This window comes from Desulfovibrio sp. Fe33 (assembly GCF_028532725.1).
Taxonomy (GTDB): Bacteria; Desulfobacterota; Desulfovibrionia; order Desulfovibrionales; family Desulfovibrionaceae; genus Pseudodesulfovibrio.
This window is the reverse complement of sequence record NZ_JAQKGU010000002.1, coordinates 496,380-513,474: the sequence shown is the minus strand read 5'-3', so window position 1 is coordinate 513,474 and position 17,095 is coordinate 496,380. Positions and strand designations below refer to the sequence as shown.

Here is a 17,095-nt window from a genome sequence, read left to right as displayed (position 1 = left end):
TTTCGGGATCGCCCACGAGCCGCATATGCAGCCCAAAGGACATGAGCTCGTAGAACCGCTCCGCCAGCTCGCCCAGAGGCTTGGCGGCGTCGAGAAGGTCACCGCTCCTCCCGGCCTCGCCGAAAGAAGCCTCAAGGTCGGCAATCCAGGACACGTCAGGCACGTTCAGCCACAGCCTGTTGCTCAGAAAACTCGCGATTCCGCACATATTTTCCTATCTCCTTCCCTTCAATCGCCCTTGCATCCGCACTTGCCCTCAAGCCGGACGGGAAAAGACCGCGCCCAAACCGTTGGGCCTAGTCTCCCCTGATGTTGTGACGCTTCATCAGATCGTACAGGGTCGGACGGCTCACGCCGAGCGCGCCCGCTGCCTTGGCCACGTTGCCGGAATGACGGTTCAGGGCGGACTCCACCATGTCCCGCTCCAGCAGGGAGCGCGCTTCCTTGAGGGAGATGTCGTCCGACCGCTGCCTGAGGCGCGAGGCATCATCCGGACTCAACCCCAAATCCTCGGGAGTTATCTCGGGACCGTTGGCCATGATGACCGCTCGCTTGACCCGATTTTCCAACTCACGGATATTGCCCGGCCAATCGTAGCCGCGGATGCACTCCATGGCCTTGCGGCTGAAGCTTTTAAAATCCTTGCGGGGGCCGATGTTGACGCTCTTGTTGAAATAGTTGGCCAGCAGCTCGATGTCTTCTCCGCGCTCCCGCAGGGGAGGCAATGCGATGTTCATGACCCCGATTCGGTAGAAGAGGTCTTCGCGAAGGGTCCCGTTGGCCATGGCCTCGTTGATGTCTATGTTGGTCGCCGTGATGATGCGAACGTCCACACCGATCTCCTTGCGGCCGCCCACACGGGTGATGACCATCTCCTGAAGGAAGCGCAGCAGCTTGACCTGAAGCTGCATGGGCATTTCCCCCACCTCGTCGAGGAAGAGAGTGCCCTTGTCCGCGTATTCCACCTTGCCCTTGACCGTCTTGCTCGCCCCGGTGAAGGCCCCCTTCTCGTGGCCGAACAGCTCGGATTCGAGAAGATTTTCCGGAATGGCCCCGCAGTTGATGCAGACCATTTCCTTGTCGGCGCGCAGGCTCTTCCTGTGGATGGCGCGGGCCACCAGCTCCTTGCCGGTGCCGGATTCGCCGGTAATGAGCACGGGCACGTCCGAAGCGGCCACCCGCTCGATCTGGGTGAACACCTGCCGGATGCCGGAGCACTCGCCGACGATGCCCAGTTCGTTGACCGATTGCTGACGAAGGTTCAGGTTCTCGGTTTCCAGGGTTTTCAGGTACATGGCCCGCTCGATGATGACCTTGAGTTCGTTGAGGTCGATGGGCTTCTTGTAATAGTCGTAGGCACCGAGCTGGATGGCCTTGAGCGCGGCGTCATGCTCCTCGTTGCCGGTGATGACGATGACCTTGACCAAGGGGTCGAGACGCAGGATTTCGCCCAGGACCCGCAGCCCTTCCTCCACGCCGTTCTCGTTGGGCGGCAGGCCCAGGTCCAAGGTGACCACCGGCGGGCGGTGCTTCTCGAACAGGGCCAATCCCTCGACGCCGTCGCAGCCGAAAAGCAATTCGTAATTGGATCGCGACAGCCCCCACTTGAGCTGGCGGCGGACTTCCTCGTTGTCGTCTATGATGAGTAATTTCTGCATACTGTATTGTGGCTGGTCGCCGCTTAGACGTTGTCCCCGGACGGATCGGGCAGCACCACGCTGAATACCGCCCCGCCTGCATCGCCCGCCGTGGCGTAAAGACCGCCGCCGTGGGCTTCGACGATTCGTTTGCTCTGGTAGAGGCCGATCCCCATGCCCTTCTTCTTGGTGGTTTTGAAAGGCACGAAGAGGCCCTCCTGGAGGATGTCCTCGTCAATGCCGCGTCCGTTGTCGATGACCCGGAACACCGACCCGTTGTCGTACTCCACCTGGACCGTGAACTTGTTGCTCTCTCCGGCCTCGAGGGCGTTCAGGAAAAGATTGAGGGCGACCTTGCGCATCTGCTCCACGTCCACCCTCGCCTTGACCCCGTTGCCCTTGAATTCGATCTCCGCGTCGGGCACCTCCTTGGCGGCGTCCCTGGCAAGGTCCAGAAGATCGATCACTTCGAGCCGGAGGGAGTCGTTCTTGGGAATGTTGGTCAACTGGGCGATAAGCTCATTCATCCGCGTGACGATGTTGTCCAGGGAGTCGAGCATGTCCTCCTGGAACTCCTTGTCGTCGATGAATTCACGGGCGTTCTCGGCCAGCAGGGACAGCGGATAGACCTGATTCTTGAGATCATGGAGAACGAAGGCCGCCACACGGCCGAACCCTTCCATGTCGCGGGCCTCGGCCAACTCGTCGCCCAGGCGGATGTTCACGACCAGGGCCGCCACCTGGCCCGCCACGGTCTCCATCAGCTCCCGGTCCTCCACGTCGTACCGCTCCAGCGGATTGATGGGCGAGCCGAGCACGATGAGGCCGTGCAGGACGTCGTTGCTCAAAATCGGCAGGATGAAGCGAATCTTCCTGTCCTTGAGAAACTCGTCCACCTCTTCCTCACATTCGATCGGCCGTTCCTTGAGGTCCAGGAGACCGGCGTTCTCGCACAGCGTAGCCACCAACCGGGACTTGTTCGACAGCGTCAGCCTGGTTTCGTCCATCTCGTGCAGCAGCACCGGCGAATAATCCCGGCTATGACGGCCTTGCAGAAAGATGGCGCCGTTGCCGACACCGAAAATCTCGCAATAAAAGATCAGAATGTTGCGATACAGCTCTTCGCGGGTCCCGGCGTTGATGACGCGATTGGTGAACTTCTTCCACTCGTCGCGGTAGTCGTACTTGTCGCCGTAGAAGTGGCGCTGGATGAACAACCTGATTTTCCGACGAAGGCTCTCGGACAGCATACAGGCTATCAGGGCCAGCCCGCCGAGGAAGGCCACGCCCATGAAGGCCACGGTGCTGAAATCGCTGCCGAAGAGCTTGATCCCTTCGCCGACCACGCCCACGCCCACGAGAAAGAGGGCGAAAAAGAGGAACACGAAGGAACGGAAGGCGAGCTGCCGCGATATGACGATGTGTTCGTCGCTGCCCCGGCTCAGCTCCGAGTACATTATCATGAGCACGCCGAGGCCTGCGCCCCAGGCGCGCTGGAGCTGATAGTCCATGTCCAGGGAGCGCAACGCCAAACTCTGGCTGAAGTAGAGCATGTAGGTGGCGATGATCGCCCCTGCTCCGAGAATGGCGAACTTGATCTTCCACTTGATGCCGTGACGCGCGCTGGTCACGGTCACTTCCAGATTGAAGAGGCTTACGGCCATCAGCAGAAGAATCTGGAGATAGAAGAAAAAGGCCACGGGCTCCAGGAAGAGGACCCTGTCCATCTCGAAATCCGGGGAGTAGAAGAAGCGGGAGGCCGGGAATACCAGGGTCATGACGGCGGGAATGAAGGAAAGGACCATCAACGCCTTGTGGATGATCGGCATCCGCCTGAAGGAGAATTCCCGATTGTAGGTCTGGCTGAAGAACAGCAGCACGGGGCACAGGGCCGCCTCGACCCACAGGGCCGGACGCTTGTAGAGCATGTACCTGGTCGCGTGCTCCAGCGCCAGATAGTCCAGGATATTCAAGGCAGCGAACGACCACAGGGCCAGCGTCAGGGCCAACCGCGACAGGGAAACCCCGTACCGCACCAGACCGTACACCGGATAGAGGACCAACAGGGCCGCCACCAGCATCTGACTTACCGCCATAACCGTCATGACCTATCTCCCTCCGGCCGGTGCGGGCAGGAACGCCTCGATCACTGGGTAAAAATCCTCCGCGAAACGATGCAACGCCTCCGCCGCGCCGCCATCCTCACCGGAAATTTCCGTGGACAGGCGAATGAAGGCGCTATCCCGCCTGCGGCTGATCAGGGACCCCAATATCTCCTCGATCTTGAGGGCGTACTCGTTGGTCACGACCTTGCCGCAGACCTGGAACCAATACAGCATGGTCACGGTCGACTCGCTCTTGTCGTAGGCGGCCTGGACCGCCTCCATGCTCCGGCCGTCCAGGTCTATCTCCACGGTTTTCTCGAACCGCTGCATCCAACCGCCGCCGGGCAGGCAATTGCGCGGGGAATGGATGGGACCGGCGTCCGGGCCGCCGTCGTGATAGCCAAGGTACAGCTCGACCACCCTGCCCTGCTCGTCCCGATACTGCCTGGACACGTAGCCCGTGGCCTGAAGGACTTCGAGGATGCCCTGCGCATACCGCCACTCGTGGACCATGCGCCACTGGCCCACCTTCACCGGGAACTCGTCCAGGGGACGGCTCAAGGGCACGGCCGCATCGCTGTGCAGGTGGACAAACGCACCGGCACCCATAACCAGAAGGCAGACAATGAAGATTCTAAGCTTCATGGCGTTTCTCCCAAAGCCTGAGCAGGAAACAGGTGCCGCCGAGGAAGAACATGGCCATGCAGAAAACAGCCAGACCGGCGAATTCATGGAAGAACCCTTCAGCCGCGGCCGGTCCGTAGTGATGCGCCAACTGGCCGGTAGCCACCACGCGGATGATGTTGGTGAGGACCGCGAACGGGATGGCCGAGATCACGAGCAGACAACGGGTCCAGGGCGATTTGAGCATGAGGAAGGCCAGGGTCACGGCCAGGGCGATAAGGGAAACGAGAGAGCGCAGCCCGCTGCACGCGTCGGCCACCTCAAGGACGATGTTGGGAAAGGCGATGATGTTTCCTTCCCGCCACACGGCGTAGCCCATCAGCTTGAGAACGCCCACGGACACCTTGGCCACGAACAGCTTGAGCGGAAATGCCAGGGCGTCGTAAAGAATATAGGGCAGCGGCACCATGAGGACCAGGTACCCCAGGGGCAGGCGAAGCCGCTTGAAAACTCCTGTGCCGAAGAGATACAGCACGCACCCGGCCAAAACCACGACAATCGACAGGCGCATGTTGAACAGTTCCGTGGCGAGCCAGGCGAAAGTAAACTGGACCAACCCGAGAAGAATGAGCAAAAGCCCCCAGTTGGACGGCTTGACTTCGATCTTCTTCAGATTGTCCCAATCCCGCCACACGAACCAGCCGGCGATGAGCGGGATGAGGAAACCGTGCGAGTAGTTGTCGTCATAGTACCAGTTGGCGACCAGCCGCTGAAGGACCGGCGCATAGGCGGCCCCCAAAACCAGCGGCACAGCCAGAAGCCACCATCCGTACCGGTCCAATGTCTCCCGAAATGTTGTCATATTCCAATCACCTGATCCCCGGGTTAGCCCATTCATTTCGCACAAAAAAAGTGCTCGATCTTCTACGCATTTCGAACGATCGGCACTTGCTCGCCACCGACCTCACCTTGTTGTCCGGGATTTCGGCTCCGGCCGAAGCCGGGCTGGCGGGCGCGCGCCCTGCCGCAAATCTTTGCAAACGTGTGGTCGTTCCTTGTCTCCGGAATACAGTGGCCGGGATCAGGCAAATTGCTATGTCTATGTAACCTTCGTCACCTCCCTCTCTCCGCAGTCATTAATACACCCAGGACACTGACAGGCCCACGGTATTGGATATGTAGTCGCTCTCCGACCGTTCGGCGTCGTTGTTCTTGAATCGGTAATTGATACTGCAGCTGAATTGTTCCGAGAGCTCGTAGCGAAGGCTGGTCAACGCGAACAAATACTTGTCGCTGTCCGGATTCGTGTCCAAATCCATGTAGACATTGTAGTTGAATCCCAACCGTTCCGTGAGTTGATGCGCTCCTTTTATGCTTGGCCGCCAGTATGTCGTCCTGCTGGCCGTGTTCTCCGATTCGTAATCCCTGTATTCCAATGCGAAGCCTACGTGGCCCCTCGCGTACTCGCGATCAATCTCAACTCCGTGCCTGAATTCGTTCTTGGTTACGGACGATGTCGGGTCCTCGGCAAAATCCATCTCGGTGTACGCGGTGCCGGTCAGCCTGTTGGAAAAGGCGTGGGTTATGCTCAGCGAATACGGCACGTACTGCTTGTCCGAAGCCCGGGTCAAAACGTAATCCGTGTACGTGGGTGTGATGCTCGCCTCCACGAAGGAGCCTTCCGCATAGGAATACATGGCTCCCACGGTGGAGCTGTAGCGGTTGAAGCCGCCTTCCTCGTACCGGGGATCCTGTTTGTCGAACCCCACGCCGAACTGCATCGAGAACTTTTCGGTCAATTCGTGATTCACGTCGGCGAAGAGCGAGTAGACCCGCTTGTCCACATTGTCTTCTTCCGAATACCAGATGTCCTTGAATTGAACGCCCGTGCTCAAGGTCGTCCGATCCTGCAAAGGAAAGCTGAAATACGGCTTGAACGAAAAGATGTTCTGATCCGTGGTCCCGTTGCTGGTATCGCCTTCCGGAACGTCGCCGCGTTCCACATCCGTATAGACTTTCTGAAAGTTGTCGCTGACGTCGACGTAGAACAAGTCCTTGATGGCCTCCACGGCCAGACTCGATTTGAGATAGTTGTTGTACTCGTCCGACAAGACCTGATTGGCGTACCGCTTGTGCTCGAAATCGTACGCTATATCCAGAAGCACCCGGCTGTGCTCGTAAATCAGACTCAAACCGGGCTTGACGATGCCAACCCAATCGCCCTTGCCGCCGTCGACCTGCTCCACATTGTCGTTGTACTCGCCGGTGACCGTCACACGCGGCTGGAAGGTCAGGTCGGCGGCAAACGCAGCCGGGCACAGACATGCCGCCAACAACACGGCCGCAAGCAATTTCGGAAGAAGTGATGTCATCTTGGAGTCCGGGTAAAGTCCTGCAGGTTACGTCTAAACGAAGAAAACCCCATCCAGATAGTACCTGCTTTACTTTCAACATCAAATATTTGCAAGTGCTCGGAGCCATAAATCACTCCCCTCCGAACAATACTCTGTATGCCCAGCTCTTTTTCCGCGGCGGCTCCGGCTTCACGGCGGGATCGGCCGGGGGCTCGATCCGGCTTGCCATCGCCCGGGTCTGCTGCATCAGCCGCAAAGCCTCCAATTGCTGCTTCTGATAAGAGACCTGTCTCTCCAACTCCTCGATGCGGTCCAAAAGACCGGCCATGGTCGAGGGCAGATCGCGCGCGCTCTGCCGCTCCAGATAGTCCAGGCGATCCTCAAGGCCGCGGATGGCCCGCAGCACCTTCTGCGCCTGGCCGGGCAAGGCCCGCGCGCGGCTCTGAACCGTGCCGCCGACCGATCTCTCCGACTTCTTCTCGGGCCAGTACTGGCGCTCGAAGTCGAGTTCATCGACGATCTCGGCCACGTCCTGGCCTCCGATCTCGCGGCGCTCTGCGGCGTAGGCGTCGATAAGCAGGTAGTCGCACAAGATATTGATGAGCCTGGGGACGCCACGGGTCTGCTCGCTGATGCGGGCGAAGGCTTCGTCGGAAAACTGCACGGCTTCGCGGTTGCCGGCGCACTCCATCCGGTAAAGGATGTAATCCCGGACTTCTTCCGGCTTCAACGGAGAGAGATGGCAGCCGATCTGGATGCGCTGACGCAACTGCAACAGGGTGTGGCTGTTGAGGGTCTCCTTGAGCTCGGGCTGGCCTGCGAGAATGATCTGCAACAACTTGCCGCCGTCCGTCTCCAGGTTGGAGAGCATCCGCACTTCCTCGAGGAGTTCGGCGCACAGGTTCTGGGCCTCGTCGATTATCAGGACGCAACGCTGGCCCAGGGCGTATTGATCGATGAGGAATTCATTGAGCTCCCGCACGAGAGCGGCCTTGGACCGCCCCTCTGTCTCCAGCCCGAAGTCGTCGTTGATCATGGTCAGCAACTGATGGGAATCCACCTTGGTGTTGGTGACTTTGGACAATGTCACCTTGTCCATGTGGTCCTTCATCAGCAACCGGATCAGCGTGGTTTTCCCCGCTCCGACTTCGCCGGTAAGCAGGATGAAGCCCGCGCGCTCCTCAATGCCGTACCGGAGGTACGACAACGCCTTGCCATGGGTCCTGCTCATGAACAGCAGGTCCGGGTTCGGCAGGAGGTCGAACGGCTTGGAGCCGAATTTGAAGAACTTCTCGTACATCGTCGTCCCGTCCAGGTCCGGGCTACCTGGCGTGGTGATAGTATTTGTATTTCATGTACGCTTCCGCGCTCAGGCCTCGGGTCGCCCGGCTGGCCTGGGTGTAGACCGCGCCGAGGATGTTGGAGCCCTGAAGGGCCTCGATGGTGTCCCGCAGGTCCGCCTGGGACGCCTGTCCCTCCTTGATGACCAGGACAACGCCGTCGGCCATGCGGCTCAGGTTGCGCGATTCGGCAAAAGGAAGCACCGGCGGCGAGTCGATGATGATGTAGCGGTCGGCGTAGCGGTTCTTCATCTCGGCCAGCGTCTCCTGCATCCGCTTGGAGGCCAGCAGCTCGCCCACGTTGGGAACGGGGGATCCGGCGGACAGGAACGAGAGCTTGCCGATGCCGGTCTTGACCATCCCCTTGCTGATGGGGGCTCCCTCGATGAGGCAGTCGGACAAGCCGTAGCCGTTCTCCATGCAAAGGAGTTCATGGCAACTGGGGGAACGGATGTCGGCATCCACCAGCAGCACGGTATGATCGAATTCCTGGGCAAGGCTGATGGCCAGGTTCACGGCCGTCACGCTCTTCCCCTCGCCGACCGTTCCGCTGGTCACGAGCAGGGTGTTCTGGAACCCGCTGCGCTTGGTCTTGCGGACCAGGCTCTGCTTGAGTTTGCGAAACTCCTCGGCGGCCAGGGAAACCGGTTCGTTCATGGAGACGAGCATACGCTGTCCCCTGGCACGTTCGAAGGCTTCCGTCTGCATGGCCGCAGTCTCCTGAAAAGAGACCTGGGCCGAATCGGCGAAAGCGTTCCCCTTTTCAACGGGACCGGCAGTCCCGGCAGGCTCCGGCCGCAGGCTTTCGCTCCGCTTTTCAGAGGCCTTTTTCAATGCATCTTCTATTCTGCTCATGACTTACATCCTCCATTGGCGCACGACGGCCATGCTCTTCTCGATAACCTTGTCGACAAGGCCGATGCCCAAAAACTCCATGCCGAGAAACGCCAGGACTATCAGAAGTCCCACCGCCCCGATCAGGTAAATACGAAGACTGCGCCTGGAGGCCTTGCGTTCCTCTTCGACATTCTTGAGCTTGGGAATGACCGCAAGCACCGGAATGCCGAATTCGCGCAGGTCGTCCACGTTCTTGATGGACGGGTCGATGATATCCAGCAGGAAAACCACGCCGAAGGCGACGCCGAATCCGATGGCGATGCCGGCGAGCATTATCAGGGGACGGTTGGGGCTGGACGGAATGGTCGGAATGACCGCCGGGTCCAGGACCCGGAAAGAGACCGCCTTGTCCTGCAACTCCATCTCCTTGGAAACCTCGGACTGTCCATAGCGGGAGACCAGCTTCTCGTAGATGATGACCTCGTTCTGCTCCTTGCGCTTGAGCTCCTGCAACTGCGCCTGGGCTCGGGGAATCTGGTCCAGGATCGCCTTGTTCTGGGCGATATCCTCTTCGAGATTCTTTTTCTGTGTTTCAAGCGCCTGGATATGGACCTTGACGTTCTGATATTCCGGCGAGCTGTAGATGATGGACAGCTCATCGTTGCCCTCTTCCCGAATCTGCCGCCGCGTTTCGGCGATGGCGCTCTCCAACTGCTTCACCCTCGGATGGCTCTCGGTGTAGCGGGCCAGCATCTGATTTCTGACCTGCTCCTGCTCCCTGAGCCTGGCCCGGGCCGGAGAGTTGCTGAGGAGGACCTTGCGCGAGGCTTCCAGGGCGTTGATCTGGATCTGGATTTCCTTGATCTGCTCCTGAGCCTTTTCGATCTGGTTTCTGACAACGTATTCATTGGAGGCCAGGACCTTGCCCGAGGCAATGTTGAAGTCCTCGATTTCCTTTCTCGCCTCGTCGATGCGCTTCTTGAAGACATCGATCTGATCGGCGAGGAACCGGGTCGCCTCGAAGGATTCCTTGCGCTTGGTGGATACGCTTTCCTCAATGTAGACGCGGGTCAGGGTATTCACCACATCCCTGGCGAGCACCGGATTGCTGTCCGCAAACCGGATATCGAAAACGCCGCGCTTCTCATCGAGGCCGATGGCGATCCGGCCGCGCAGGCTTTTTATCATCTCGTCCAGGGATATGTTGTTCTTGAGGCTGACATCGAGGTCCAGGGCCTTGATGACCTGGGACAGCATGTTCCGGCTGAGCATGGTCACCTTGATGGCCTTGATCTTGGTGTCCATGGACGGCGTTACCGCGATGCCCTTGACGAGGTCGCTGATGACGTTTTGCTCAATGAAGACGATGCTTCTGGCCTCGTACTTCCTGGGCAGCATGTAACTGATCACGACGGCCGCGAACATGATCAACAACGCGATGGAAACGAACAGGGTCTTGCGCTCCCCCACCATGCGGAGGTAGCGCATGGCGTCAAATGAGGCGTCTTGTCCCGCGATATCGTATTTGTTGTCCGCCATTGACTCCGCCTAGAAGAAGCTTTCGCTGGCGACGATATAATCACCTGCCTGCAACAGCACGTTCTGGGTAAGGTCGCCCTTCTTGATGAGGTCCTTGGTCTTGACCCGAATGGAGACCTGCTTGTCGCCTTCCTTGCGGATGATGGCGATTTCGTTCTCGTTGGCGTACTTGCTGAAGCTGCCCGCCTGGAGCAAGGCGTCCAGCACGGTCAGGCCTTCGTAAAAGAAGATCGTCTTGGGCTGGTTCACGGCGCCGATGACGAAGACGTTGCGGTCATACTTCACGGGCAGGAAAATCATATCGCCGGGTTCGAGCTGAATGTCCTTCTCGAACTCGCCCTTGCTGAACAGTCCGGAAAAATCGGACATGACTTTTTTGCCGTTGCGGTAGACGTAGGACTTGGAAAGATCCGCGCTGTCCAGGGTGCCCACCGAGGCGAGCACATGCAGCAGGGTCGTGCGCTGCAACATGTCGTAGACCTGGGGCTGGACGCCGCCGCCGACCACGTAGACGCGGCTGTTGACACTCTTGAGCAGGGAGACATTGACTATGGGATCCTTGACCAGTTGGGAGAGTTTCTCGGTGAGCTCTTTTTTCAGTTGGGGAAGAGTCTTCCCCGCGGCCATGACATCGTCGATGCCGGGCATGGACATCTTGCCGTCGGGACGGACGATAACGGAGGTCTTCAGTTCCTCTTCGCCCCAAACATGCACCGCCAAGGTATCTCCCTCGCCCACGACGTAGTCTTCCGCCTGGGCCAGAACGGGCACACACAACACGAGCAGCATAACCAACAACAGCTTTTTCACGATGATCTCCTCGTTCCTTCCTTGATGGATATTCCCTAACGTCCCATTTTCTTCAGCATGACCGAGATGGTCTTGAACATGATCTTAAAATCAAACCACAGGGAATAATTTTTGATATAGTACATGTCATAGCGCAATTTTTCGAAAGCGTCTTCCACCGAGGCTCCATACGGGTAGCAAACCTGCGCCCAGCCGGTGATGCCCGGCTTCACGAAGTGCCGCTCCGCATAGTAGGGCACGATCTTTTTGAGGTCGCGCACGAACTCGGGACGTTCGGGACGAGGACCCACCAGGCTCATGCTGCCCATGAGAACGTTGAAAAGCTGCGGGATTTCGTCGATGCGGGACTTCCGCAGGAAACGGCCGAAACGGGTCACGCGATTGTCGTTCTCCCTGGCCCAGACGGCACCGGAGCCCTTCTCGGCATCCTGGCGCATACTGCGGAACTTGTAGATGATGAAATCCTTGTCGCCCTTGCCCACACGAATCTGCTTGAACAGCACCGGACCGGGGGAATCCAGCTTGATGCCGATCATGACCAGGGGCAGGATAGGCGACACGATGATGATGCCCGCCAGGGACAGGATGACGTCCAGAGCCCGCTTGATGAAACGGCGAATGCCGATGATCTTGAAACCCTTGGCGAAAATGAACCAGCTCGGGGTGATCTTTTCGAGCATGAGTTTCCGGTTGACCCGCTCGTAGAATTCCGGGGCCTCGAGGACCTCGATGCCGCTCAGCTTGCAGTTGAGAATTTCCTGCAACGGGAAGGCTTCACGACGCTCGGTCAGAGAGACCACGATCTTGCTCGCCTTGGCCCGCTGGGCGGCCTCCAGAATCCTGTAGGTGGGGTTCTCCACCTGCGCCACGGGGTCCGCGAACTCGCCGGACAGGCACTCGACATAGTCCTTGAACTCATACCGCCCGCCGGATTGCGCGGCCAACAGTTTCATGTCCTCGGCCAGTTGGCCGTTGCCCACGATGACGACCCGGTGCACCAGCCCGGGGATTTTGCGCCAGTTGGCCATGAACAGGAGCCACAGGGTGTGGTTGAGGCCGAAGAGGCACAGCAGGACCGGAATCATCTCTTCCAGACGCTCGAACAGGTCGGTCTGCCAGTAGATGAAGAAGGTCATGTTCGAAGCCACCAGCAGGCTGATGGCCAGGCCCAGGACCCCGGCGTTCCGCGAAGGCGCAAGGTAATGGACGATGATGTGCACCACGAGGAACGAGGCCAGGATGATTCCCACCAGCACGAACACGTCGGCTGGGCGGCCTTCGAACAGGGCAAGCATTTCAGACGGCTCGTTGAACAGTACCACCGAGCACAGAAACATCGCCAACAACAGCAGCAGAAGATCTTTGAAGACCCTGACGGATGCAATGGCTACCATGTCTCTCTCCTCTCTCGTCCCCGGCCTATTCGCTCGCGATGGCGGCCAGGAGCTTCTTGGCCTCGGCCGCATTGGGGCAGTCGGGGCAATTGGCTACTTTTTCAAGCAAGGGCAAAGCCTTGTCATTTTTCCCGGCCGCCTTGTACGCGTAGCCGAGATGGTATTCGATGTCCGGATTCTCTCCGGCGATCCTCAAGGCCTTTTCCAGGACCTGCACGGCCTCGTCGAGCCGTCCGTTGACGGCCAGGGAATACCCGAAGGTATCGAGAACCGCGGGGTCGCCCGGGCGCTGCATATAGGCGGTGTAGCCCAGGCGCAGGGCCTCAAGCCGGGTCTTGGGATCTTTCAGATAAAGCATCGCGAGGTTGTTAAGGGCCGGGACGTAACGCTGGGACAGGTGCAACGCACTGTTGTAGCTCTCCACCGCGTCCTTGTCCCTGCCGAGCAGGACACAGATGTCGCCCTTGACGGTCCGGGCCACGTAGTTGTTCTCGTCGCGCTTGATGGCCGCGTCGACGTAGGTCAACGCCTTCTTGGTTTCCCCGGCGGCGAGATAGTAGTTGCCCAAGGCCACCATCAGACTCGAGTTGGCCTCGCAGCGGTCCCGCCCCTCTTCCAGGGTGGCCAGTTGGTTGGCCTTGTCGCCCTTGGAGGAGTAGATATCGGCCAGGGTTATGTAACCCATCGGTTCGCCTGGATATATTTCAATAATCTGCTTGGCGGAACCAACGGCCTTGTCATAGTCGCCCTTGAGCATGAAGGTGCGGGTGCGCAGACCGAGGGCCGCGCTCTGATTCTGCTTCTCCAACTGGTCGCAGAGGAGCAGGACGTCGTCGTACCGCTTCATGGACAGGAGCAGTTGCGCCTTTAACCGTTCCATTTCGATATTGAACGGCAGCTTTTCACTCCCCTGATTAAGGACGGCCAGGCCTTCTTCCGCCCTGCCCTTGCGGGCGAGGCTCTCGGCGTATCCGAGATACGCCTCGGGGCTGTTGGTCTGAAGGGCCTGCTTGAAGGCTGCTTCGGCTTCGTCCTGGCGGTTGAGAAGTTGCAGCACAAGGGCCTTGCCCAACCAGGCGCGGACGAATTCGGGATGGCGGTCCACCAGGGTCGAATATTCGGTGAGCGCTCCCTCGGGCTTCTTCTGGGCCAGATCAAGGGCCGCGAGCGTCGTGTACGGGTCCGGATTGTCCGGGTTGCTCTCCTTGGATTTGCCAAGGTATTCCCGGGCCTTTTCCACGTTGTTTTCGGAAAGCGCCACCCGCGCGAGCAGGAAATAGAGCACGGAGTCGTTCTTGCCGCCGCTCAGGCCGCTTTCAAGCGTGCTCTTCGCCAACCCCTTCTCGCCGTTTTTCATATAGAAGGAGGAAAGGATAATCATGGGACGGATGGAATCCGGGGAGGCGGCCACGGCACGGGTCAGGTCTGTCTCGGCCTCTTCCACGTTGCCGAGGGAATAGTTCAGCGCCCCCATCTTGAGAAGGGTGCCGCTGTCATCCGGCCGGCTCTTCGCCACGGCCTCGTATTGCTCGATAGCCTTCTCTTTCTCACCCTTTCTGGTCAGGGCGTCGCCCAGGGTCATCCGGGCGAAGACGTTGTCGGCGTCCTTTTCAAGTACTTTGCGGGCCTCGGCAATGGATTCGTCGATCCGATTCTGCTGAAGGAGGATCAGGGAGATCATTTCCCGCGCCTTGAGGAAATTGCCCGCGCCGTCCGCGGCCACCCGCAAATGGCTGATGGCCGTTTCCAGGTCGCCCACCGCGTAATAGCTCAAGCCCAGGAAGAAATGGGACTCGGGGTCGGAAGCGAGGGTCACTGCCTTGTGGAAGGCGTTGATGGCCTCGTGGTACTGCTTCTGAAGGTACATGGACATCCCGATGATTTTCTGCCCGTAAGGCAGATTCGGGGCCATGGCGTTGAGCTGCTTGGCCATATCCGCGGCCTTGCCGTATTCCTTCTGCTCAAGCAGGGACTGTGCCTTGACGTATTTTGCGTAGACATCGGAGGGATGGGATTCGCTGATAAAGGCGAAAGTCTCGCGATAAGCCGTCTTGTCGCCCCGCTCCAATTCGCTGGAAGCCCGCAAATACAGGGCTTCGCGGTTGGTCGGGTCCTTGGACAGGACGTCGGAGATGGCCTTGTCCGAATTGGCGATATGCCCCTGCGCCCTGTAAACCCTGGCCAGACCGATACGGGCCTCGCTGTTGTCGGGCGAAAGCTCAATGGCCTTATTGAACCACTTCTCGGCTCCCGCGTTGTCGGAGTCCTCAAGCAGCAACTTGCCGTAAAGCAATGCGCCGTCCACGGATTTGGGGTTGGCCGAGCAATAGGCGTCGACGTATTCCAAAGCCTTGGATGGATTCTTGGACAGTCTTTCAAGACGGGCCAGATCGTAGTTCAATTCCTTGTCATAAGGATTCTGGAGTTTGTATTTGTCGAAATTCTTGCGGGCCTGATCCAGCTTGCCGGTGGCCAGATACGATTTGGCCAGGCCGAGCCGGGCCTGCAACAGATTGGGGTCCTTTTCAAGGATGGTCTTATAAATGACAATGGCGCCGGAATGATTGCCGTCGGCGCTGTATTGCGCGCCTTCATCCAGCATCTTGGCGATGTCGTTGTTACCGCAGCCGGCAAGAAGAGCTATAAACAGAGTCAGATACAGGAATCTTGTGAGTTTCACGGCATCCTCCCAAAATGATGCTTCGTTTCCGCATTCAGCAGACCCTTAAATAGCCAGAATCATGCCAGCGTTATTTCTAATCAATTAATACAATAAAATCAAAGTATTATCACATTCACACCTCCAATCTTCCCGCACTCGGGCACCGATTTGTCCGGTTTAACCAGACTTTTTTCTCCTGGCCGAATCGGGGCCCCGAATGAGTTGATATGTGCGGGGTGCAACTGGCGTTTATCTCTAGAAAAAGCCTAAAAAGTTTTCCACAGCTCACGCTCACGATTTACTCGATCAAACTAACCGTTCTGCCATTATGGAAGATTTTTCTATAGCTTTTTATATTATCGATAGATTGTGTCTATACACTTTTGTGGACCAAACATAATAGATCATAAAAATATTTAATTTCGATATGTTATCCTTTGCAAAACGGGAAATGTCCGATTTTCCCGGATAATCGCTCCGGCTTAAGACCCTTTTGGCCGCCCTGCTTCCCTCAAACGACCCGCCTGAATATCAGCCATGTTCATTTTTCACTGAATCGATTCATTGCCGGGCGTGAAGCAGGCTCGGAATATCTTTCCGGTTGGCACCACGGCCCGAAATTTGCTAACTGAAGTAGTTATCGGAGAACGAAAGAATTGCCATGATCGCCACCATCGCCTGCCAAAACCTTTTCCACGACAAGCTGCGCCTGGTCGTCACCCTGACCGGCATCGTCTTTTCCGTGGTCCTCATAACCATCCAGGTGGGGCTGTTCCTCGGGTTCACCATCACCATCTCCTCGGTCATCGACCACTCCGGGGCCGATGTCTGGGTCACGTCCCCCGGGGTAAAGAATTTCGACATCGCCCTGCCTCTCAAGGAGAGCAAGTACTACGACACCCTGTCCGTTCCCGGCGTGGCCTCGGCCTCGAAGTTCATCACCCAGTTCGCGAACTGGAAACGGCCTGACGGCGGCCAGGAGTCCATCCAGATCGTCGGCTTCGAACCGGCCAAGGGCATGGGGGGGCCCTGGGGAATGGTGGCGGGCTCCACCGATCTTCTGGACCTGCGGGACGGCATCATCCCGGACCAGCTCTATGTGGAGAAGCTCGGCGTTCCGAGACAGGGGGAAGTCGTGGAGATCAACGACAAGCGGGCGCGTGTGGTCGGGTTCACCCGGGGCATCCGATCCTTCACCACCTCGCCTTTCGTCTTCGCGTCCCTGGACACGGCTTGGCGGGTTTCGAACCTGAAACCGGGTGAATTCACTTACATTCTGGTAAAAGCAGACAAAGGGGTCTCCCCGGAGGCCTTGCGCGACGCCATCCGCAAAAACGTGCAGGGCGTGGACGCCTACACCACCCCTGAATTCAGTTGGAAAACCCAGCAATACTGGATGTTCAACACGGGCGCCGGCGCGGGCATCCTCATCGCCGCCTTCCTCGGCATGGTGGTCGGTACGGTCATCGTCGCCCAGACCCTCTACGCCACCACCCTGGACCACATTTCCGAATTCGCCACTCTCAAGGCCATGGGCGCGCCCAATTCATATATATATAGCATCCTGCTCGCCCAGGCGTCCCTGAGCGCCGTGCTGGGCTACGGCTTCGGCATCGCCATTTCGATCATGGTCTCCCGATTCAGCGACTTTTCCGCCACGGCCATCGTCATCCCTCCCCTGCTCGGCGGAGGCATGTTCTTCCTCACGCTGTTCATGTGCATCGGCTCCGCGCTGATCTCCATCCGCAAGGTCATGACCCTCGACCCGATCCTGGTCTTCAAGGGGAGATAAA

At 58.5% G+C, this 17,095-nt stretch carries 13 protein-coding genes; 1 reads left to right on the top strand and 12 read right to left on the bottom strand.

Going from position 1 to position 17,095, the window contains the following annotated elements:
• From PSN43_RS05065 to prsT, 12 genes are all read right to left on the bottom strand, one after another.
• The coding region (locus PSN43_RS05065) for a hypothetical protein (RefSeq protein WP_272699625.1) at positions 1 to 208 on the bottom strand (208 nt) is incomplete at its 3' end.
• Positions 209 to 296: 88 nt separating this feature from the next.
• The gene (prsR, locus tag PSN43_RS05060) at positions 297 to 1,658 is read right to left on the bottom strand and encodes a PEP-CTERM-box response regulator transcription factor (protein ID WP_272699624.1); all 1,362 of its coding nucleotides are present in this window, start codon (positions 1,656 to 1,658) and stop codon (positions 297 to 299) included.
• 23 nt (positions 1,659 to 1,681) lie between these two features.
• A complete protein-coding gene (prsK, locus tag PSN43_RS05055; protein WP_272699623.1) occupies positions 1,682 to 3,742 on the bottom strand; it encodes an XrtA/PEP-CTERM system histidine kinase PrsK in 2,061 nt (686 codons plus the stop codon).
• Positions 3,743 to 3,745: 3 nt separating this feature from the next.
• Complete coding sequence (locus PSN43_RS05050; RefSeq protein ID WP_272699622.1) at positions 3,746 to 4,387, bottom strand: exosortase C-terminal domain/associated protein EpsI; 642 nt, start codon at positions 4,385 to 4,387, stop codon at positions 3,746 to 3,748.
• Positions 4,377 to 5,228 (bottom strand): exosortase A, encoded by an 852-nt coding sequence (gene xrtA, locus PSN43_RS05045; RefSeq protein ID WP_272699621.1) that lies wholly within the window; start codon positions 5,226 to 5,228, stop codon positions 4,377 to 4,379. The genes PSN43_RS05050 and xrtA overlap by 11 nt, the downstream gene beginning before the upstream one ends.
• A gap of 274 nt (positions 5,229 to 5,502) precedes the next feature.
• Positions 5,503 to 6,738, bottom strand: a complete 1,236-nt coding sequence (locus PSN43_RS05040) for a TIGR03016 family PEP-CTERM system-associated outer membrane protein (protein ID WP_272699620.1) — start codon at positions 6,736 to 6,738, stop codon at positions 5,503 to 5,505.
• Between the two features lie 112 nt (positions 6,739 to 6,850).
• Complete coding sequence (locus tag PSN43_RS05035) at positions 6,851 to 8,020, bottom strand: XrtA/PEP-CTERM system-associated ATPase (protein WP_272699619.1); 1,170 nt, start codon at positions 8,018 to 8,020, stop codon at positions 6,851 to 6,853.
• Between the two features lie 22 nt (positions 8,021 to 8,042).
• Positions 8,043 to 8,915, bottom strand: coding sequence for an XrtA-associated tyrosine autokinase (locus PSN43_RS05030; RefSeq protein ID WP_272699618.1), 873 nt, complete (start codon positions 8,913 to 8,915; stop codon positions 8,043 to 8,045).
• 3 nt (positions 8,916 to 8,918) lie between these two features.
• Positions 8,919 to 10,436 (bottom strand): XrtA system polysaccharide chain length determinant, encoded by a 1,518-nt coding sequence (locus tag PSN43_RS05025; protein ID WP_272699617.1) that lies wholly within the window; start codon positions 10,434 to 10,436, stop codon positions 8,919 to 8,921.
• A gap of 9 nt (positions 10,437 to 10,445) precedes the next feature.
• Positions 10,446 to 11,246, bottom strand: coding sequence for a polysaccharide biosynthesis/export family protein (locus PSN43_RS05020; RefSeq protein ID WP_272699616.1), 801 nt, complete (start codon positions 11,244 to 11,246; stop codon positions 10,446 to 10,448).
• Positions 11,247 to 11,281: 35 nt separating this feature from the next.
• Positions 11,282 to 12,640 carry a TIGR03013 family XrtA/PEP-CTERM system glycosyltransferase gene (locus PSN43_RS05015; RefSeq protein ID WP_272699615.1) on the bottom strand — a complete coding sequence of 453 codons (1,359 nt, stop codon included), beginning with the start codon at positions 12,638 to 12,640 and terminating at the stop codon, positions 11,282 to 11,284.
• Between the two features lie 25 nt (positions 12,641 to 12,665).
• Positions 12,666 to 15,320, bottom strand: coding sequence for an XrtA/PEP-CTERM system TPR-repeat protein PrsT (prsT, locus tag PSN43_RS05010; protein ID WP_272699614.1), 2,655 nt, complete (start codon positions 15,318 to 15,320; stop codon positions 12,666 to 12,668).
• Between the two features lie 643 nt (positions 15,321 to 15,963).
• Here prsT and PSN43_RS05005 point away from each other — a divergent pair.
• Entirely contained in the window at positions 15,964 to 17,094 is a 1,131-nt protein-coding gene (locus tag PSN43_RS05005) for an ABC transporter permease (protein ID WP_272699613.1), read from the top strand.
• The last annotated feature ends 1 nt before the right edge of the window (position 17,095 follow it).

What these genes read in the sequence shown, in the direction of transcription:
- prsR (WP_272699624.1), bottom strand. Translation starts at nt 1,658, where the DNA reads ATGCAGAAATTACTCATCATAGACGACAACGAGGAAGTCCGCCGCCAG.
- prsK (WP_272699623.1), bottom strand. Translation starts at nt 3,742, where the DNA reads ATGACGGTTATGGCGGTAAGTCAGATGCTGGTGGCGGCCCTGTTGGTC.
- PSN43_RS05050 (WP_272699622.1), bottom strand. Translation starts at nt 4,387, where the DNA reads ATGAAGCTTAGAATCTTCATTGTCTGCCTTCTGGTTATGGGTGCCGGT.
- xrtA (WP_272699621.1), bottom strand. Translation starts at nt 5,228, where the DNA reads ATGACAACATTTCGGGAGACATTGGACCGGTACGGATGGTGGCTTCTG.
- PSN43_RS05040 (WP_272699620.1), bottom strand. Translation starts at nt 6,738, where the DNA reads ATGACATCACTTCTTCCGAAATTGCTTGCGGCCGTGTTGTTGGCGGCA.
- PSN43_RS05035 (WP_272699619.1), bottom strand. Translation starts at nt 8,020, where the DNA reads ATGTACGAGAAGTTCTTCAAATTCGGCTCCAAGCCGTTCGACCTCCTG.
- PSN43_RS05030 (WP_272699618.1), bottom strand. Translation starts at nt 8,915, where the DNA reads ATGAGCAGAATAGAAGATGCATTGAAAAAGGCCTCTGAAAAGCGGAGC.
- PSN43_RS05025 (WP_272699617.1), bottom strand. Translation starts at nt 10,436, where the DNA reads ATGGCGGACAACAAATACGATATCGCGGGACAAGACGCCTCATTTGAC.
- PSN43_RS05015 (WP_272699615.1), bottom strand. Translation starts at nt 12,640, where the DNA reads ATGGTAGCCATTGCATCCGTCAGGGTCTTCAAAGATCTTCTGCTGCTG.
- PSN43_RS05005 (WP_272699613.1), top strand. Translation starts at nt 15,964, where the DNA reads ATGATCGCCACCATCGCCTGCCAAAACCTTTTCCACGACAAGCTGCGC.